This is a genomic window from Pigmentibacter sp. JX0631, from assembly GCF_029873255.1.
Lineage (GTDB): Bacteria > Bdellovibrionota_B > Oligoflexia > Silvanigrellales > Silvanigrellaceae > Silvanigrella.
In genome coordinates this window covers 2,771,849-2,792,078 of record NZ_CP123622.1, presented here as the reverse complement: position 1 = coordinate 2,792,078, position 20,230 = coordinate 2,771,849, and the positions used below count along the sequence as shown (strand labels likewise).

The following is a 20,230-nucleotide window of genomic DNA, read 5'->3' as shown; positions in this document are numbered from 1 at the left end:
TATCAATCATCAAAAATTTTATGATTTAGTAAAATTTTATGTCAAAATATTTGTTTACTTAAAATTTTGTTCCGCCAGCAATCAATTAATTCCTGATAAATAACAATATAGATATTAATTAAAGGAACAGACTATGGCTTTTACCATTTCACCAAACGACATTTTATGGTCTCGGACAGGTGACCCTGTACGTGTTGCTGCGCGCAACAATAAAGATGGGAAAATCATTTTAGATACAAATTTTGAAAATATACAAGATGTAGCTAAAATTGGGATTAAAAATGGCTTAGAGCCTGAACAAAAAGCAGCTTACAATATACATTTATCTCAAATTCAAAATAATGAAGATAGACATCAAGAAATAAGAGATTTATATAATAAAATAACGGAACTTAAACAAGAAAACACTGATCCTAGAGTCATTAAATATTTGGAAAACGAACTTCAATTTAGAATTGTGCGTGAAAAATTTACACCTGAAAATTTTGCAGTAGATGCAATTACTTTAGGGATTTAAATAAAGAGCTTTAAAGGAGTTATCATTATGGTCTATATTCCACCTCCCTCTAAATCGGCTTTTATTCAATTAGGTGATTATGTCCCCAAAGTTGGTATTTATACAAACCCTGGTGTTGTTGCTGAAAAAAAAGATGATGGAACAATAGTAATTGATACTAATAAGGACAGTATTAAACAATATCATAGGCACTCAATTACAACAGGTTTAACACCAAGTGAAAAAGAAATTTTTAATGACATCATGGATGATGTTATGTCAATGGGAGAAAATTCTGAGAGAATTATTGAATTGCAAAAAAGAATTGATTCACTCAAAAGTACTCCAAAAAATAAAAAAGTTTCTGATTTTTTACGGAATGAACAAGCGCAACTTATACGTTGGTCAAAAGATCTTCCGCGAGTTTATAATACTATGCCTGAAAAATTAAGATAACAGAATATATTTAATTAATTATAGATGTTATAAAAATAGCAAATTTGTTTAATTTTTAACAAAAAATAAAATAACCTTCCAAAATTTAACTTGCATAGAAAATTTAACTTATTAATAAGCTTTTTTATCTTGATAAAATAATAAATTTTATGTCGTCATAAATGTTTTTTTTTCATCTGTTTTTCTTTGAAGTTAAAATTAGACTTTATCTACTCCTTGTAGATATCAAAAAAAATTATGTATCTATAAAAAAAACGAACTAAAAATGAATTTGCAAACAAAAAAAATAATGTATCCAAAGAAAAATAACACCATTTTTATTTGGGAAAAATTTTGTTTTTATGAAATTGCAATCAATTGATTATTTTATTATACACTATTGACTTTACACCAACATTTAAGATATCTAACCAATATGATCGTTGTGGATTTCTGTTTTAAATTTTCTGATACAGTTACTATTATGTCTATTTAAAGTAATAATATCTTACTAAAAATTTCTTCCTTATTATTGATTATGTAATTAAGAAAGATGCTAGAACAAAAATTTGTAATGCAGATTTTTAATTTGAATAAAAATTGTTCGACTAATATGAATGTTTATGAAGAAGATGAATACTATATAAACGATCAAATTAGACAATAAAAATTATGATATTTTTAATTTTATTAATAAAAAAAAAGCATGATTTTTATAAAAAATAAAATTATGATAAGACACTCTTATAAGAAAAAATCTTTCCTTATTATTTATTACTTTGCAAAACATTTTTTAAAATTTACTAATTTTTTTGAAAAAATACTTAATAATTTTTACCCCCTTTGTCTTTCTTATTACTAAACATTGCTTACTATTTTTAAATACTTATCAGTTTAAAAATTTGACAGTACAATTTGTTTAAGATACTTTAAAGTAATCAATCAAAAGACAATGCTAAGGGCTATAGGCGCTCCAGATTAAAAATCTGGAGAGGAGTTCTTGTAGTTTACTTATTAAAGAGAAAAGATGGATGAAAAACTAATTGGTTTTTCTGCTATCTAGAAGCTTTTTAAGTACTTCATTAACTTTTCCTGGGTTTAATTTACCACCAGAAAGTTTCATAGCTTGACCGACAAAAAATCCAAAAAGTTTTTCTTTGCCAGACAAATAATCTTGTAGAACATTTGGGTTGTCAACCAAAACTTGTTCACATATTTTAGCTATAGATGTATCATCCGAAATTTGAATTAAATTTTTTGCCTTCACTATATCTTCTGGAGAACGATTTGTTTCTAACATTTCTTCAAAAACGTCTTTTGCAATTCTTCCGCTAATAGTACCTGAAGCCTGTAAGTTAAGTAAAGAAACACTATATTCTAAAGGAACCGGAACTTCAGTTAAGTCATCAATTGAAACACCTTTCTTTTCAGCTACAACTTTACTTGCACGCATTACATCAGTCATAAAATAATTAGATATTTGTTTTGCTTCAATTTTACCTTCTGTAAGTTTTAAAAGACTCTCAAAGTAACTACTGTTAATTCTTGTAGCAGTAATAACTCTGGCATCATATTCAGGTAAATTATAATTTTGAATTAAACGCGCAGCTTTAGTTTCAGGTAATTCAGGCATTTCTTTAATAACTTTTTCTATTCTTTCTTTAGTAACAACCAATGGAGGAAGATCAGGTTCAGGAAAATAACGATAATCTTTCGCAGATTCTTTTGAACGTTGTCCAAAAGTTATGTTTTTATCACTATCAAAACCTCTGGTTTCCATTTGAATTTCGCCACCACTTTCAAGAACATCAAAATGTCTTTCTATTTCATAAGCAATTGCTTTTTCAATATATTTAAATGAGTTTACATTTTTAATTTCACAACGTCTTCCTAATATTTTCGAACCTTTTGGTTTAATGGAGACATTGGCATCAGCACGAAAATTACCCCGCTCTAAATCTCCATCTGAAATATCTAAATTAACAACAAAACTGTGCAATTTTTTAAGATATTCAGAAGCTTCTTCTGGTGATGATATATCTGGAGCACTTACTATTTCAATTAAGCCAACACCTGAACGATTGAAATCAACTAGTGAACAATCGCCAACATGGATATTTTTTCCAGCATCTTCTTCAATTTGAATACGTTCAATACCGATTTTTTTTCCATTAGCTAAGATGACTTCACCACCAAAACAAATTGGTCTATCATACTGTGTAATTTGATAACCTTTAGGTAAGTCAGGATAGAAATAATTCTTCCGCGCAAAAACACTGACATTTTGGATCTCACTTTTTAACGCAATTCCCATTCTTATAGCTAAGTCTACAGCTTCTTGATTTATAGTTGGAAGAGCACCTGGTAAACCTAAACAAGTTGGATCTATATTTGAATTTGGAACATCTCCGTAAGCATTCTTACTTGAACTAAACATTTTACTTTTTGTAGCTAATTGGCAATGAACTTCTATGCCAATTACAAGATCATATTTTTGAGTAATTTCTAAAAGTTTTGGATAATGTACTAATGAATTTCCTGTCATGGAGTGAACTTTTCCTTTTATTTATTCATTATATAAGTTTAGTTAAACCAATTAAATTTTCTTTTTCTAATTCTGCAGCAAAGGCAACAAGCTCTGCATCTTTCCCTAGTGGAGCCAGAAATTGTAATCCTACGGGTAGCTCTCCTTGTTGAACACGCGCCGGAACAGAAATTCCAGGAATTCCAACTAAATTTGCAGGAATTGTAAACACATCAAAAAGGTATTCTTTCACAGGGTCGAAAGCAGTAATTCCAAATTGAAATGCACTATTAGGAGATGTTGGTAAGTAGATATAATCAACTTTTTTAAATAATTCATTAAATTGTTTTGTCATCATTTCACGAACAGCTTGTGCTTTTCCATAAAATGCATCGTAAAATCCAGCACTCAGAGCAAAAGTACCTAACATAATACGACGTTTAACTTCTTTTCCAAAACCTTCTGCTCTTGTTTTACAATATAAATCAAATAAATCATCAGTATTTTTTGCTCTATGTCCAAAGCGTATTCCATCAAAACGAGATAAATTTGAGGAAGCTTCAGCACAGGCAATCAAATAATAAACACTTAAAGTATATTCTAATGACGGGATTTCTACATCAATAAATTCAACGCCTTTTTTTTGCAATTCGGTTTCTAAATTCAGAAACTCTTGCATGACATTTGTATCTACCCCTTCGCTTAGAATACTTCTTAAAACACCAATTTTTTTTCCTCGAAGGGAAAACTGCTCTGGATAACTTACATATTGCCCTTTTAACGAAGTTGCATCTTTAGCATCTTCATTTCCCATAACTCCCATCACTAAATTTAGATCTTCGACGCAACGAGTAAATGGAGAGATTTGATCTAAACTTGATCCAAATGCTACTAATCCATAACGAGAAACTCTACCGTAGGTAGGTTTTAAACCATAAATACCGCAATATCCTGCTGGCTGCCTGACACTGCCTCCAGTATCAGAGCCTAATGTAATAGGCGCAAATCCTGCTGCACAAGCCACAGCAGAACCACCGCTAGATCCCCCACTAACCCGTGAAACATCATGCGGATTTTTTACTGAGCCATGCGCACTATGCTCATTAGCAGACCCCATAGCAAATTCATCCATATTTGCTGTACCAATTAAAATAGCGCCAGCTTTTTCTAAATTTTCTATTACAGTTGCATTATACTGACCTTTATATCCTTTTAATATTTTAGAAGCACATTCTAAAGGAAACCCTACTTTTTGAATATTTTCTTTTATTACAATAGGTACGCCATATAATGGTAGAGAATTTGAATCTGAATATTCTGAAAGTTTTTTTGCCTGTGAAAAGGCATAATCTTTTTGTACGCTAGTTAATGCATTTAATTCTGGATTTAAACGGTCAATATTAGCAAAAAGATCGACTAAATATTCTTCAGGAGAAGATTTTTTAGCATGAAATTGTTTTACTAATTCAGAAGCACTATGTTCAAATTGATTTGTAGTATACTTAGAAGCAAATTTATTTTTATACATCACAAAAAACCTATATTAAGTAGAAGGAGTTAAAATTGCAGGAACTCGAACAAATACGCCTTCTCTTTCTGGTGCTTGCTCCAAAAATACCTGTGTTTGGATGGAATTATTGATAACATCAGGTCTCAGGCGGGAAATATTTTCACTGTCGTTATTTTGACTAGCTTTGGCCATTATAATTGCGGAACGCGCATCACCAGCTAGATCTTCTGGCAATGGGAGCTCTGCTAAAGCTTTAAATGCATCAAGTATTTTTGCTAGTTCGGCCTGATAGGTTGTGATTTCTTCTTCAGTAACCTGTAATCTTGCTAGCTCTGCTATTCGTTTGACTGTTTCACGCGAAAATTCTGTTGTCATATAAGAAAATCCTTTCAAAGCCCTCTAATAGAACAAATTGACAAAGTAATCTGATAGAAGCATTGAATCAACCATCAAATGCATTTATGGATAAAATGGCTCGACGAATAATGGAGACACTCATGAGAATTGCAATATCAGGACACAGTGGTTGTGGAAATACGACCGCAACAACAAATGTAGGAAAAGCTTTACAATTAAAAATAGTTAATTATACCTTCCGTGATTTAGCGCGAGAGCTTTCCGTAAATTTCGAAGAATTACATAAAGAGGCCTCAACAAATCTCATCTATGATTATTTAACAGATTTAACCTTAATTAGAAACGCTATTTCTAATGAAAATATTGTTATTGGTACCCGTTTAGCTGCTTGGCTGATGGATGCTGAGCTGCGAATCTGGTTACAAGCACCACTTGAAGCAAGAGCTTCGCGCATAAACCGCCGTCAAACTGAACAAGAGTCCAGTTATGAACAAGTTTTATATAAAACTTTAAAAAGAGATGAGCAAAATAGAAAACGTTACTTGCGTCTATACGGTTTAGATATTGAAGACCATAGCGACTTTGATATCACTATTAATACAGAAAAATTAACCGCTGATCAGGTATCAAGTTTGATTGTTGCTGCCGCAAAATGGGCAAAGAAAAGTCAATTAGAACGGAAAAATCTTCACTTAGCCCGTATCCAAGAGATTATAGCTGAAAATTTGCAAATTCCTTTGGAAGCAGTACAAAATCCAAAATATAAAATTAATATTGTAGATATTTATAATAAATTAAAGAGTGTAAAGTAAATATTTACCACCCAGTAATTTAAACTATTATAATCTACGAAGATTTTTCAAAAAAACAATAATATCAAATCCAAATTTAATAAAATTTTACTAAAAAAATAAAAATTCTATTTTAATACTCAAATCCAAAAAATTTAAGTTAATATATAATTTAAGAAACTTAGAAAAAATGATTGCTTGGCTTTATAAATTAGGAGTTTTATTGTGAAGTACAAGATTATTGGAATCTTTATAATATTTTTAATTTTAATGAAAGATAATATATATGCTAGTTCAGAAAACTTATTAACCATAGGACGATTCCCTTCACTAGCAAACGCAAATCTTTGTGAGAAAGTATTACTTAATATTTATAATCAAGTAAATATAAAAATTAAAGTAGTTGCCTTGCCAGGAAGAAGATCAGTTATTGAATCGACAAAAGGAAATATTGATGGGGAAGTCTGTAGAGATTTTGACTTTGGAAAAGATTATCCTAATTTAAAGCGTATTAAATATCCAATAAATTATATTAAACTTTCTGTCTTTTCTGATAAAAAAAACATAGAAGTAAGTCCATTTAAATCGCTTGCAAAATATCGAATAGGACTTATCAAAGGTGTTCTTGATTTGGAAAAACTTACTGCAAATTTTCCACAATTAACTATTGTAAATTCGGTTGATCAACTAATAAAAATGCTGACAGAAAATAGAATTGATCTTTTTATAACATCAGATTTAAATGCTAAAGTGGTGATAAACAAAATGGGTTTAGAAAAAAAAATATACGAGCTAAAACCTGCAATTATTGAAAATTATCCTTTGTATCATTACTTACAAAAAAAACACAATGAAAAAATAATCCTCATAGAAAACAAATTAAAACAAATGCAAACATCAGGTGAACTACAAAGCTTAATAAAAAATTATGCAAAAGAAGAATTAGAAAAATCTCTAATTAAATAAAATAATACTTATATATCAGAACAAGATTAAAAATAACAAAAATTTTTATTGTAGTAATATTTCTTTTTAATTATTCTTAAATTACATAAATTTATGAAATAAACTAACGGAGGAATTATTATTTTTACAAATGAATATGTTTGGGCTGTAATAGGAGTTGGTCCTGCAGGAATTGCTGGAGTAGGAAAATTGATAGATAAAGCTATTACTCCCAATAAAATACTTTGGATTGATCCTGATTTTTGTGCTGGTGTTTTTGGAAAAAAATGGTTCCGTGCTCCAAGTAACACGAGTGTACTTGCACTTCGAAATATTTTATAAAATTGTGAAAAATACTAAAGTAATTAACTTTTATAAATCACAGCTTTGCTATGCTTTAAATTATAATGATACTATTCTAAATGATAATAATGGATTAAAAGGCACTACTGCAAAATAGGTAAAAAATAGTCTGCACGGAAATTTATGAATTATTTAAACAATATTTTACCTATTTGGCTTCACTATTCTCTATAATATCCTATAATTGAAAAATACTCTTCTAAAAAAGGTTGACATCTTTATGCCTACTTTTAAACTTTCTAACGGATTAGATATGAATTACAAAGATATTGGTGAAGGTTTTCCAATTATTATTGTGCATGGAACACCTAGTTCTTCAGATGAATTTATTAATTTAATACAGATTTTAAAAAAAAATTACAGAATAATTGCATGTGATCATATTGGTTTTGGCGAATCAGTAAAACCTAGCAATTACTCCTATCTTATTAAGGATCATCAAAATAATTTTAATGAATTTATGTCATTTTTAAACTTATCTAGCTTAAACATTATAGTTCATGATTTTGGCGGGATTATCGCATTACCTTATATAATTGATAATTTAAATAAAGTATCTAATCTAGTAATAAGTAATTCTTGGGCATGGAAGATGAGTAAAATAGAATATTTTCCTTTTTGGATGCGATCATTGATGTCATCTAAAGTAGCACGCTACTTGTATTTAGAAAAAAATTTTTCGCCCAGATTTTTTGTAAAACTTGCGTGGGGTGAATTTAGTCCCTTAGATGCTGAAAAACACAATAAATATATTAGTAAATTTAAAACATCATCAGAGCGACATGGTACTTGGGGTTTTGCGCAAGCACTAGTAAATGAAAATGATATTATTTGGAAAATAGAAAATCAATTAAGTAAATTAAATGGTGCTAAAACATTGTTACTATGGGGAGGAGCTGATAAATTAATTACTTTAAAATCAATGAATTTTTGGAAGCTGTTACTACCAAACGCAAGAGTAAGAAAGCTTGAAAAAGTTGGACACTTTTTGTTTGATGAAGCACCAGAATTATGTGCCGCAGAGTTATTAGATTTTTTTCAGGATAATGAATAAATATAAAGTTTTTTTGAATAATTAATCAAATAAATTATAACTTTTTGCAATAGTGATATTTTTTTGTATTTAAAAAAAATAACAATACATTTATTAAAATATTTAATACACAAATTATCTATTCTCATAATTTTAAATAGATAAATATTAGTTAATAATTTTGGGTATTAAAATTGACTTCTAAACAAGAGTGAATTAATAATTTACATTATTGATAATGATTATCATTATCTAATAAACATTATGATTTTATTGGAAATAAGGACTTCTTATGAAATTCAAATTAGTTGCTACAATGCTTTCTTTATGCGCATCTTTTTGTTCCTTTAGCAGTTTTGCGACAATTTATCCAACCCAAGTATCAGGAGAAAATGGTAAAGTAACAATTCAAAAAAAACCTGAACGTATCATAGTTTTAGAATTTGGTATTTTAGATGAGTTAAAACTACTTGGAGTCAAGCCAATAGGAATGGGTAAAAGTGATAACACAGAAGGACAGGATCCAGCCCATTTGCAAGAATTCATCAAAGACATAGCCAGTGTAGGAACAAGGGATGAACCTAGTTTAGAGGCAATTGCTAAATTAAAACCAGATCTTATTATTGGAGATGCTTCTTTTGTAATGAATATTCTACCACAATTAAATAAAATTGCCCCAACAATTTTGATGAATGGTATTTTAGGTGATCCTAAAGAGCAAATAAAGAATTTGCATACACTTGCAAAAATTACAAATACTGAAAATAAAGTACCAGGAATTATTGAACACTATGAAAAAATAAGAACTCATGCATTAAAAGTTGCTGAAAAATCAAAGAAAAAAACAGTCTTAATTGGATACATTACCCCAAACGGTGTTTTTAGAGCTTTAACCTCAAATGCAATAGCAACTCCAATATTAAAAGAACTAAATAAGGAAAATTTAGTTAAAGAAACTGATGTTATGCACAGAATAGAAATGACTGTTGAAGGTGTTATTAGTAAAAACCCTGATCAAATTGCCATTTTATTAACAGACGGAAATATGGAACCTTATAAAAAATTAGAAAAAAACCCTCTCTGGAAAGATGTTAGGGCTTTAAAAGAAAATCAAATTTATTTCTTGGATAGAAATGTTTGGGCGAAAACTCATGGTATTGAAGCAATGGAAATTATGTATAAAGAGGCTGAAACTTCAGGTTTTTTAGAAGCTATCCCACAAAGTAAAAAAGCAAAATTAAATTAAGAAGCATAAGTATAACTTAGAGATGTAGTTATTTTTAAATAACTACATCTCTCCAAGATAAGCAGAGGCAAAAATGAAAAATATAGCCGTTATAGGGTGTGGGCATGGTGGGCAAGCATTAGCAGGCCATTTGGCTCTACTTGGATTATCTGTTAACTTATACGCCCATCCTAACCACTTAGGTGGTATTCACATTGTAAATTCGAAGGGTGGAATTGATTGTCAAGGAGCTGTTGAAGGATTCGGAAAACTAAATATTATTACAACAGACCTGAATTTGGCAGTAAAAGATACTGAAATTATATTTATTTGTTTGCCAGTAGTGGCACACGAATCAATATTTATAAATTTACTTCCTTTCTTAAAGGAAAATCATATCGTAGTTAATTTATCTGCGCAATTTTCAGGAATTTTTCAAAAAGAAATATTAAATCGTTCAAATTGGGATAAAAATATTATAATAGCCGATGTTACTTCTTTTCCTTATGCTTGCAGAAGCGAATCCCCCGGACAAGCAAATATAGTTTCAATAAAACAATCAATGGGACTGGCGTCTTTCAATCATAATTTAAGTTCTGAAGTTGCAAATATCTTAAATAATTTCTTTCCAAGTAATTTAAGAGTTATGTCAAGTTTTGTTGAAGTTGGATTGTATGATCCGTGCGGTGTAACTCATCCTTCAAATGTATTATTTAATGCAGGTAGAATAGGAAATAATTTAGAGTTCTATTTTTATAAAGATGGAATAACTAAAGAAACAGCATCTTTTCTTGAAAAATTAGACTATGAAAGAATAGAAATTGGAAATAAATTAAATTTAAATCTACCTAAATTTTATGAAGTTATGAATGAATATTACAATCTTTCATTTAAAAATATTTATGATTTTTATAAATTTTCTCCTATCCATAACAAAAAAACTTTTTGCCCAATGGCGATTAATCATCGCTACATCACGGAAGATGTTCCTTACTCACTAGTTCCTTGGTTAACAATAGGAGAACAATTAGGAGTTAAATGTTCCGCAATGCGAAATATTATCGAAATTTCCTCAGTATTAAATAATACAAACTATTTTGAAAAAGGACGTATTATTAGAGAATCTCACCTCAGAGAATTTCATAAATGTGGATAACAGAAGCAATTTTTAGTGCAATCATTTTTGGATTTGCAAGTGTAGTTATGAAATCATCTACAATGCGAAACCAAATAGACCAATATTTGCTATGGGGACTTTATTTAGCTGGAGGCATCTTTTTTTATACCCAGTGTTATAAAGAACTATATTTTTCAACTAACATTTTTTTATATGTTTGGGCAGTTTTAATAGGTTTAGGATCATTTTATGGCAACTGGTTTGTTATAAAGGCGCTTGAAGTAGGGCCTGCAAGTTTAACAGCTCCTATGCTAAGTTTAAATATTCCTTTGATTATACTAATGTCAGTTTTTGTCTACCATGAAGAAATTGACAGTATTAAAATTGCTATTATTGTTACTTTGTTTGCCGCTATAATAATCGTAAAAATAGACCCAAATGAAAAGTTAGTTATTAAAGAAAATAAATGGTTTTTGTGGGTAATTTTGGGATCTTTCTTTCTATTTCTTAGAGAGGGTGGATTAAAAATTACACAAGAATTAAATTTAAATAATACGATTGTTTTGCTATACTCTTACATTTTTTGTTTTATTCTTTCTTCTACTGCTATTATTATAAAGGAAAAAAGATTATTTTTAGCTAATAAAAAATCAAGTTATAAAAGTTATAACTTAAGATATTTGATTAATATTTTTAAAGAAAAAAATAGATATCATGCCGTTTGGTATGGTCTTGTAACAGGTTTATGCTCTGGTTTAGGGTTATATTTATATTCACAAGCTTTGTTAACAGGGCCAACTAGTTTAGTTGCATTAATTTTTTCTGCACGAAGTCTTGTAATAGTAGCTCTCTCATACATAATTCATAAGGAACGATTGTCGTTATTCCAAAAATTTTCTGTAATTCTTTTATGTTTAGGACTCTCCCTTGCAAGTTTTATCAAGTAAGAAATATGTTTTTTTAATATATCTTATTTTAGTATTATTATTAATTTCTTTTTTCATTATTGCCTTGTCTTTAGGTCCTATTAAATTACCTTTTAAAGAAGTAATAGAAAATTTATTTTTCCCTTCAGATAAACTAGAAAGTCGCTTAATATTTGATACAAGGTTACCAAGAGCAATCACTGCTTGTTTAGTTGGTTCAGCGTTAGGAATTGCTGGAATGAACTTACAGTTCATTAGCCAAAATCCAATGGCCTGTCCAAGCTTATTAGGAATAAATCAAGGAGCTGGACTTGGCATTGTTTTAACACTAGCATTTTATCCTTTTTGCCATCCAATAATTTATTTATCTTTCTCTGTAATTGGCGGAGGAATTGCTACAGCTTTTATTTTTTATATTGCAAATAAAGTTGGTTTGACACCATTAAAATTTATTTTAGCAGGTCAAGCAATAAATGCACTATTTTATGCTCTTATTCAAGCTATTTTAATTTTTTTACCCACAAGATCAGGTGTTATATTAATAAATTTAAATGGCTCATTAGCAGGATCATCTTGGGAACTTTTAAAATGGACATCTCTTCCTACTATACTAGTTTTAATATTAAATTTTTTAAATTTAAAAAATTTGCACCTTCTTTCATTTGGAAAAACAACAGCTCATTCGGTAGGATTTAATTATAAATTCAATATAGGATTTTTTCTTTTTTTAACTGTAATTTTAAGTTCATTTTCTGTTGCATTAATTGGACCTATTCTTTTTTTACCATTAATTATTAATCATTTTAGTAAAATGGTAGTAGGTCAAAATCCATATTTTCTTGCACCATTTATTGCTTTATTTGGAGCAATTTTTATCTTAATTTGCGATAGTTTAATGAAATATTTATTTGCAGAAAAAGAAGTAGCTATTGGACTACTAATTGCAGTAATTGGAGCGCCTATTTTAATATTAACCTCTAAATTAAAGCAGCACAAAAAAAATGCTTAGAACTAAATCCAATAAAATAATTTTTATCATGATATATTTGTTATTTTTAATCTTTATTTCAATAATATCTTTAAAATTTGGGATAGTGAATTATTCTTTAAAAAATATTTTTATGGTTCTAATTGAAAAAAACAACGTTGATCAATCTTTTTTTATTCTTCACGATGTCAGGTTACCAAGAATCATTATTGGTGCTTTTTGTGGAATTCTTTTTGCAGTTTCTGGAAGTATTTTGCAAAGTGTATTTCATAATCCCATGGCAGCTCCAGATATTCTTGGTATTAATTCGGCAAGTTCATTTTTTATTTTAATAAATACTTTTTATCTTTCTAAATTTTTTGCATTTCCTAATATTTATTTTTCTATTTTTGGTGCTATCTTAGGTTTTCTTTTAGCAATAATTTTTACTCTAGAAAAAAAACAAATTTTACAAATACGCTTAATAATTGTGGGAATAGCTTGCGGAGTTTTATTTAAAGCTCTTTGCCAATTTTTAGTTATGCAGACAGATGAAAAATTTAGTGCAATACTTAAATTTATTACTGGTACATTATACCATTCAAGTTGGGAACTCATCGAGCAAATTTTTATTCCAGGTTGCTGTTTTCTTTTCCTAACTTTTCTTTTTCTAAAAAAACTTGATCTCTTACTTTTAAAGGATACAGATTCTAAAAATTTGGGCTTCTCACCGTTACCATGGAAATTATATTATATCTTTTTGGCACTAGGTTTATCAGCAGTTGCAGTTTCTGGATGTGGTAGTTTAGGTTTTATTGGACTTATTTCACCTAATATTTCAAAATTACTTTTCGGAAGTCAACATAAATTTAATTTAATTGGTTCTGCTTTTATTGGAGCAAGCATTACACTATTGGCTGATTTTTTTGGCCGAATAATTTACCCTCCTTATGAAATTCCAGTTGGGCTTATTACAATCATTTTAGGAGTTCCTTACTTTCTCTTTCTTTTAAAAAAAACTAGTAAACATAATTAATTTTTTAAAACATAAGTAACTTTAAATTTTCTGCCATAATGCCCTATGCTACAGTATGTGAATAAAATAATATTGGCCTTTTATTTTGATCAAAAAAACATTTAAATTCAATATTAAATACAGAATTTAGTATTTTACTTTCTAAAATATTTTGCACCTTATCAAAAGCTTTTATTTTCCCATCAGCCATAACAATTATTTCCTCAGAATAATGAATGGCGTGATTTAAATCATGATGTACCATAACAATAGTTTTCTTTTGTTCCTGATTAATATTTTTTAATAAATTTAAAATTTCAATTTGATGCCTTATATCTAAATAAGTCGTAAGTTCATCTAAAAATAAACATTGACTATTTTGTGCTAAAGCCATACCTATCCAGGCGCGTTGTCTTTGCCCACCAGAAAGTTCAAAAACACAATTTTCAGCAAAATTTGTTAGTCCTGTTACTTGTAAAGCCCAATTAACAATATTTTCATCATTATTCTTTGTATTTTTAAAATAAGATTGATGCGCATAACGCCCATATTGAACCAACTGCCGAACTGTTAAATCATCAGGAGCTACAGGTGATTGAGATAAATATGCAATTTTTTTTGCAAGTTCTTTCCGTTTCATTTTCAAAATTGGCAACTCATTTAAAAAAACATGTCCACTTTGTGGCAGAATTGAGGCTGCTAGCAATTTTACTAAAGTAGATTTTCCCGAACCATTTGGACCTATAATAGAAATCATTTTGCCAGCTTGGATAGTTAAGGAAATATTTTTTAAAAATGTTTCATTTGAATATGAAAAATTTATTTCTTTAGCATGTATATGGTTCATAAAATTCTCGGTAATAGAAAAGATAAATGATAATAATATTTATTATCAATAAAAACCTAGCAAGTTTTTCTTGTTTTGACAATATTTTATTTTATTTATGATTAACTACATAGCAATATTTAGGGATTTATGAATCATTACATAGCAAAATTTATTTAATACATGACTATCAATATAGCAATACTTATGGGTTACTTAAAATTTTCGCTAGTGAACAGAGCAAAAATAACGAGGCTCTAGTTTGTTGAATTTCTCTTGAATGTCTCGCATTATTTTTTATCTGACAGCCAAAAATAAAATAATCTTTTACTGAATATGAATCTAAAAATCTCCACCCATAGACAGACAATGTTTTTGCAATTTGTTCAAAATCAAAAAAGTTATTTTTTGTGAAGGCAAGAACAAAATTAAATGATGCTAATTCTTGTTTATTTTCATTATTTAATTCTTTTAACGTACCTATTTCAGCAAGACATATTTTTGAATGACTTAATGTTAGCATTCTTAGTGCAACTTCAGCAAGATATTGTTCAGGTTCAGAAACAGACAAAATAGAAATATTACTCGGCAAATTTAAGATACTAGTTATGAAAGATGCAGATGGATAAACTAACCCACCTTTAAAAACATCAAAATCATTTGAAAATTGTGAAAATTCTTTACTAAGAAATCCACAATTTGTATTTTCGATAAAAGATATTGATAATTTATTTTGCTTCAACTTTTCATATAAATAAACAGATACTTTTTTATCTTCAGAAAATAAAATATTATCCTGAAAAGCCTTTTCAACTTCATAATTGAATTCATTATTTAAAAATTCTTCATAATTTTGTTTTTTTTCAACACTATCTGCGAAAATAGTTACAGAATAGGAAACATAATAGGGATGAGCTTGATAAGATACAGAAGAATTAGGAAACCGTAATTGTAAGTTTTTTTCTGCTGTATTAATAGCATTTTGCATAAAAGATTCACCCATAAAAAAAACTTGCCAATATTTTACAACTGGAAAAAAAGATTTATCCTCAAGCTCTGGTAAAACATGTCGAAGAAACATTTTTTCCATTTCATATGGTACTCCTGGCATACTAAAAACTTTTATACGTTTTCCATTTTTCTCGCCAGCAACAACAAAACCAACAGCAGTGCCTAATTCATTAGGTATTAAATTGCAATTTTTAGGTAAAAATGCTTGTTTTTTATTACTTTCCGGGATTTCTTTCCTACCTGCTTTAATAAAAAAATCTGTACAAGAATTCCATGCTTCAGTATTAAATTCAGTAGAAATTCCAAAGAATTTTGCTACAACTTGTGCAGTTAAATCATCTGATGTTGGGCCCAAACCACCTGTCATTAATATTACATCAGATTTCTTTGCTAAATAATCTAAACAATCTAGTAACTCCGTTTCGTTATCTCCACACATCATCGATGCTGTAACTGCCATTCCTATTTTTCTTAAATGCATTCCCATAAAAGGACCATTTGTATCTTTTGTTTTCGCAGATAGAACTTCATTTCCTGTAATTAATAACCCTGCTGATTGCATTCCTCACTCCTCAAACAAAAAATTCTTTTGCAAGACTAAAATTTTATTTTCCAAGTTTTTGCTTCAGTATCATAAATCCAAAACTCACCATTATTATTCTTTAAATTTAGAGCAAAATTATCTGCTAAAATTTCCATAATTTGCGTAGTACTTTCTTCTACAGAAATTTTACCTGATGGGTTTAAATCTGTTTTTACACTCCCTGGATGCAAAGCAAAAATAGATACATCTCTTTGCTCATGGGTTATTTGCATTGCTGCTTGTCTCACATATTGGTTGATTGTCCTTTTAGTCATTCGGTAAACAGATGTTAAAAAGGAATCTCTTTCTCTTAATGCCATTGTACTTGAAACTAAAATAACTTTTGCACTTGCTTCTAAAACTGAGATTAAATTATTAGTTGATTCAATTATTCCAAAAACATTTGTATCGTAAACATGTCTTAATTCATGCATTGTAAGCTGCAAAGCATTTACATCATCTTGAACCAAGTCAGTAGAAGATATTCCAGCATTTTGAACCAGTAAAGATATTTTTATTTTTGTTTTTATTAGTAAATTTTTTACATAATCAGTTGTATAGGGTTTTGTAATATCTAAAAATAAAGAGTCAAAAATATTTTCATTTTCAAAGTTAAAACTAGTGCGTCCAGCAGGAAGAACAGCGTATCCTTCTTTTTCAAGTTTAAAAACTAATTCTTTTCCAATTCCTCTTGAAGTGCCTATAACTAAAGCTACACCTTTTGAACAATTTTTGCCAAAATTTTCATACCATTCTTGCAATTTTATTTGCGTTTTATTTTGAGGATCCCAAAGATCTATTAATTTATCATTAATAAAAATTTGTGGTTTTATATTACATCCAGATTTTTCTAAAATAGCATGGACTCCGCAATACTTTGTGAAGCTTAAAAAAATACAATGAATAACTTTTTCTATCTCTAAATTTTTTCCTGTAAGTTTATAAGTTAGAGTAGATTCTTTGAATATTTTAGGATGTATTTCTGTTTGCGCAGCAGAGCATTCAACGGTAAAAGACTCAACAACTTGGCGCATTTTTTTTAAAGTGCTAATGACATCGATTGCAGTACAAGAAGCCATTCCTTGCAATACCAATTCTTTCGGACTAGGTGCTGTTTTTTTGCTTTCAGAACCATTTTTCCCTGAAATATCTATATTTTTACCTTCTTCACACTCCGCAAAAAACTCCCAATCTTGCGGATATTCTTTTCCATACCAATTTACTTTTATTTTCAAAACTAATAACTCCTTTTACTTCAACTTATAACTTCACCTAGTTGAATAACATTTAATAAATTAAAATTTTTTTTGTTTAAAATTACGATATCTGCATCAAAATTTGGTAATATCATTCCCTTTAAACCTATTTTATTTTTCTTATTTATTCCCAAACAATCTGCAGCATTCGTTGACGTCATTTGGAGCGCTTCAGAAACAGATACTAATTTATGTTGCAAAATATTTTGCAGTGCTTGATGGATAGTTAAGGCTGAGCCTGCTAAAGTTCCAGATTTATCAATATATTTTCCTTCTTTTACAAAGATTTCTTTAGTATAAATTTTAAATTTATCTAGCTTTGTGCCGACTGGAGCCATAGCATCGGAAACCAAGATAAATTTTTTTGCTTCTTTAGCTTTTAAAACAACTTTTAAGGTATCAAATGAAACATGATACCCATCAGCAATAATACCAGCCCAAGGTTTCTCATTTAAAATAAAGGCACCTATCACGCCAGGTTCTCTACTTCCTAATTGACTACAAGCATTAAATAAATGGGTAATCCCTTTAATTCCTAAATTTATACCATTTTGCATTTCATCAAATGTTGCTAGTGTATGCCCTGCGAAAACATTAAAATTATTTTTTAGCAAAATATTAATAAATTCTTTAGATACTTTTTCTGGTGCAATTGTTATAACTTTAAAACAATTTATTATTTTTTTAAGCTCTTGAAAATCAGAATCTGTTGGAGAGCGAATGTGTTCTACTGCATGAATACCTTTTTTATCGCTGTTAATAAAAGGGCCTTCAAGATGAATTCCGATTATGCCAGGAATTTTTTGCTTTAATGCACTATTAAAAGTTTGAATAAACTTTGGTAGTTTAGTTTTATTGTCAGTAATAAAAGTTGGTAAAAATGCGGTTGTCCCAAATTTAGCATGAGTTAAAGAAATTTTTTTAATATCTTCAATAGAAATGGCATCATTAAAAAAAAATCCCCCTCCGCCATTAACCTGTATATCTATGAATCCAGGGCAAACAATATTGTCTTTCGCATCTATGGTTTTCCACTTTTTACTAGATCTTTTGTTACTAATATCATGTATTTTTTTATCTTTAATGAAGATTTTTTTGTTTTTTTTAAATACTTCACCATCAAATAATAATGCATTTTCAATACAAAGCATAAAAACCTCTTTATCAATCAGTTATTTTAAATGATTGATATGTTTTCTTATCATAAGAATTGCGCCATCGCACGCATCACCTAGAGGTTTATTTAATTGTTTTTTTATTGAAGGTTTTAGATAGTCAAATATAAAAGGAGCGACTCCTCCAAGTAAAGAAAAAGTGTTTCTTGGATTATGTTTTGCTTTTACTTTCAATGCTAAATAAATTTGCTCAACTTCACTTGCTGATTTTTTTAAAAGGAATTCAGCAAATTTATCTTTCTTTTTGGCATACCTGAATACATCTCTTGCTAATTCGGCAAATTGACTTGCATTAGCGTAACAAGCCCATTCAGTTATATTTTCAACTTTATTAGCAAATCTCTTTTGTAAATATTTCAATAGCGGAGTCGGTTCTGCAAGACCATCGCAGTAATGTAACAGTTGTCGAATAGTTTCTAAGCCTAACCAAGCAGCACCACCTTCATCTCCATGCGGAAACCCCCAACCTCCAACTTGAAATTTCCCTGTTTTATTTATTGTTAATCCAACTACACCAGTACCAACAATAATAATGCTTCCGAAATTGCCATTATGTGCTCCAAGACAAGCAATATAAGCATCGGATTGTAACTTATATTCTAGAATTCCTATTTTTTGAATTTTTTTTAAGAACTCTTCTCTTGCCGTTTGTACCTCATACCCAGCAACTCCAATTCCTGTTTGAAATTTTTTTATTTGAGATAGGGGAATATTTGCTATTTTCGAAGCCATAATTAATGCTTCTGAAATAGATTGGATTGCAGTATCAACTGACAGACGTATATTAGCAGGTCCCGCAAATGATTCAGCAATTACTTTGCCAGAAGAAGAAACAATACGAAGGTGTGTTTTACTTCCACCACCATCAATTCCAACAAAGTAATCACTTGCGTTCATTTTTAATCTTTTTCCTCAACAATACGAGAAGAAATGGACTGTAAAGGGCGTGCATTCATAGGAAACAATTTTTGAAATTTTTTAATTTGATCTTCAGAAACTTCAATTTTGTCTTTAATAACGTACCATGTGACAATTTCTGAGCAAGGCGGTGTTGTTAAAGAACCTGGATATGTGTAGTAATCTTTATCTTTTGGAATTAGGGCATTTGGATTTAAAGAAGAATTTTCAACAGCATCTTCTTTTCCTGCTTGGGTTGGCATTTTATTAAAAAAAGTTTCAAGCTCACTATTTTTCTTACCTTTCTTCATCAACACTCCTACAACAGCTAAACTCCCATCTGTTCCTTTATTTACAAAGTGAACTTCTAGTTCAGTTCTTCTTCCATTAAATGCATGCTCACTTGGAGTATGAAAATGAAATTGTAGTAAATCAAATGTTGAAGGTCCGATAGTTACTTTACTTCCTTTTGGATAATTCATTTGAATGGTGTGCCCATTATTTAAAATTTTCAATGGGGCTGCAATATATGAAAACATTAGTTGTGGAAGAGACTTATTTTCTTTTTTATTTCCATCATTAATATCTATTGGTGACTGCCTTTTTCCCATAGAACAAGCTTTATTATCTGGCGAAAGTTTTCCCCATTCTGCTGGCCCACCCTCACCTATATATTTCCAGTGGTGTCCTTCTGCAGCAAATGAATTAGCTGCTGCTAGAAGGGAAGCTACTGATAAAAATGACAAAAAACTTTTCAAGGGCATATAGATTCCTTTCC

General features: G+C 29.4%; 19 protein-coding genes and 1 pseudogene. 11 read left to right on the top strand and 9 right to left on the bottom strand.

Annotated elements, in window-relative coordinates; translation table 11 throughout:
- Window positions 1-133: 133 nt before the first annotated feature.
- Both QEJ31_RS12120 and QEJ31_RS12115 read left to right on the top strand, forming a co-directional pair.
- Window positions 134-517 (top strand): hypothetical protein, encoded by a 384-nt coding sequence (locus tag QEJ31_RS12120; protein WP_280590465.1) that lies wholly within the window; start codon window positions 134-136, stop codon window positions 515-517.
- A gap of 27 nt (window positions 518-544) precedes the next feature.
- Window positions 545-952 carry a hypothetical protein gene (locus QEJ31_RS12115; protein ID WP_280590464.1) on the top strand — a complete coding sequence of 136 codons (408 nt, stop codon included), beginning with the start codon at window positions 545-547 and terminating at the stop codon, window positions 950-952.
- Window positions 953-1,970: 1,018 nt separating this feature from the next.
- Here the strand turns inward: QEJ31_RS12115 and gatB are convergent.
- From gatB to QEJ31_RS12100, 3 genes are read right to left on the bottom strand one after another with little or no spacing between them, the layout of a single operon-like run.
- Window positions 1,971-3,476: an Asp-tRNA(Asn)/Glu-tRNA(Gln) amidotransferase subunit GatB gene (gatB, locus tag QEJ31_RS12110; protein WP_280590463.1), complete on the bottom strand. Its 1,506-nt coding sequence runs from the start codon at window positions 3,474-3,476 to the stop codon at window positions 1,971-1,973.
- Between the two features lie 28 nt (window positions 3,477-3,504).
- A complete protein-coding gene (gene gatA / locus QEJ31_RS12105) occupies window positions 3,505-4,983 on the bottom strand; it encodes an Asp-tRNA(Asn)/Glu-tRNA(Gln) amidotransferase subunit GatA (RefSeq protein ID WP_280590462.1) in 1,479 nt (492 codons plus the stop codon).
- Between the two features lie 15 nt (window positions 4,984-4,998).
- Window positions 4,999-5,340 carry an Asp-tRNA(Asn)/Glu-tRNA(Gln) amidotransferase subunit GatC gene (locus QEJ31_RS12100; RefSeq protein ID WP_280590460.1) on the bottom strand — a complete coding sequence of 114 codons (342 nt, stop codon included), beginning with the start codon at window positions 5,338-5,340 and terminating at the stop codon, window positions 4,999-5,001.
- A gap of 122 nt (window positions 5,341-5,462) precedes the next feature.
- Between QEJ31_RS12100 and cmk the strand changes: the two genes are divergently transcribed.
- The 9 genes and pseudogenes from cmk (at window position 5,463) to QEJ31_RS12055 (ending at window position 13,725) form a co-directional block, all read left to right on the top strand.
- Window positions 5,463-6,134 carry a (d)CMP kinase gene (gene cmk / locus QEJ31_RS12095; RefSeq protein WP_280590458.1) on the top strand — a complete coding sequence of 224 codons (672 nt, stop codon included), beginning with the start codon at window positions 5,463-5,465 and terminating at the stop codon, window positions 6,132-6,134.
- Between the two features lie 204 nt (window positions 6,135-6,338).
- Window positions 6,339-7,079, top strand: coding sequence for a transporter substrate-binding domain-containing protein (locus tag QEJ31_RS12090; protein ID WP_280590456.1), 741 nt, complete (start codon window positions 6,339-6,341; stop codon window positions 7,077-7,079).
- Between the two features lie 120 nt (window positions 7,080-7,199).
- Window positions 7,200-7,376 (top strand): annotated as a pseudogene (locus QEJ31_RS15755) (pyridine nucleotide-disulfide oxidoreductase); the annotation flags it as partial.
- A 265-nt stretch (window positions 7,377-7,641) separates the two neighbouring features.
- A complete protein-coding gene (locus QEJ31_RS12080; RefSeq protein ID WP_280590453.1) occupies window positions 7,642-8,475 on the top strand; it encodes an alpha/beta hydrolase in 834 nt (277 codons plus the stop codon).
- A gap of 271 nt (window positions 8,476-8,746) precedes the next feature.
- Entirely contained in the window at window positions 8,747-9,700 is a 954-nt protein-coding gene (locus QEJ31_RS12075; protein ID WP_280590451.1) for an ABC transporter substrate-binding protein, read from the top strand.
- A gap of 73 nt (window positions 9,701-9,773) precedes the next feature.
- Complete coding sequence (locus QEJ31_RS12070) at window positions 9,774-10,835, top strand: NAD/NADP-dependent octopine/nopaline dehydrogenase family protein (RefSeq protein ID WP_280590449.1); 1,062 nt, start codon at window positions 9,774-9,776, stop codon at window positions 10,833-10,835.
- Window positions 10,826-11,743, top strand: coding sequence for an EamA family transporter (locus QEJ31_RS12065; protein ID WP_280590447.1), 918 nt, complete (start codon window positions 10,826-10,828; stop codon window positions 11,741-11,743). The genes QEJ31_RS12070 and QEJ31_RS12065 overlap by 10 nt, the downstream gene beginning before the upstream one ends.
- On the top strand, window positions 11,724-12,731 hold the full coding sequence (locus QEJ31_RS12060) for an iron ABC transporter permease (protein ID WP_280590445.1): 1,008 nt from the start codon (window positions 11,724-11,726) through the stop codon (window positions 12,729-12,731). The genes QEJ31_RS12065 and QEJ31_RS12060 overlap by 20 nt, the downstream gene beginning before the upstream one ends.
- Complete coding sequence (locus QEJ31_RS12055) at window positions 12,724-13,725, top strand: iron ABC transporter permease (protein WP_348524541.1); 1,002 nt, start codon at window positions 12,724-12,726, stop codon at window positions 13,723-13,725. The genes QEJ31_RS12060 and QEJ31_RS12055 overlap by 8 nt, the downstream gene beginning before the upstream one ends.
- Before the next feature lie 43 nt (window positions 13,726-13,768).
- Here the strand turns inward: QEJ31_RS12055 and QEJ31_RS12050 are convergent, their stop codons facing one another.
- From QEJ31_RS12050 to QEJ31_RS12025, 6 genes are all read right to left on the bottom strand, one after another.
- Window positions 13,769-14,551 carry an ABC transporter ATP-binding protein gene (locus QEJ31_RS12050; protein ID WP_280590443.1) on the bottom strand — a complete coding sequence of 261 codons (783 nt, stop codon included), beginning with the start codon at window positions 14,549-14,551 and terminating at the stop codon, window positions 13,769-13,771.
- Between the two features lie 184 nt (window positions 14,552-14,735).
- On the bottom strand, window positions 14,736-16,103 hold the full coding sequence (locus tag QEJ31_RS12045; RefSeq protein WP_280590442.1) for a competence/damage-inducible protein A: 1,368 nt from the start codon (window positions 16,101-16,103) through the stop codon (window positions 14,736-14,738).
- Between the two features lie 35 nt (window positions 16,104-16,138).
- A complete protein-coding gene (locus QEJ31_RS12040) occupies window positions 16,139-17,359 on the bottom strand; it encodes an SDR family NAD(P)-dependent oxidoreductase (protein ID WP_280590441.1) in 1,221 nt (406 codons plus the stop codon).
- A gap of 20 nt (window positions 17,360-17,379) precedes the next feature.
- Window positions 17,380-18,531, bottom strand: coding sequence for an N-acetylglucosamine-6-phosphate deacetylase (nagA, locus tag QEJ31_RS12035; RefSeq protein WP_280590440.1), 1,152 nt, complete (start codon window positions 18,529-18,531; stop codon window positions 17,380-17,382).
- Window positions 18,532-18,552: 21 nt separating this feature from the next.
- On the bottom strand, window positions 18,553-19,452 hold the full coding sequence (locus QEJ31_RS12030) for a BadF/BadG/BcrA/BcrD ATPase family protein (RefSeq protein ID WP_280590439.1): 900 nt from the start codon (window positions 19,450-19,452) through the stop codon (window positions 18,553-18,555).
- Window positions 19,453-19,454: 2 nt separating this feature from the next.
- Window positions 19,455-20,216 (bottom strand): carbonic anhydrase family protein, encoded by a 762-nt coding sequence (locus tag QEJ31_RS12025; RefSeq protein ID WP_280590437.1) that lies wholly within the window; start codon window positions 20,214-20,216, stop codon window positions 19,455-19,457.
- Window positions 20,217-20,230: the final 14 nt, after the last annotated feature.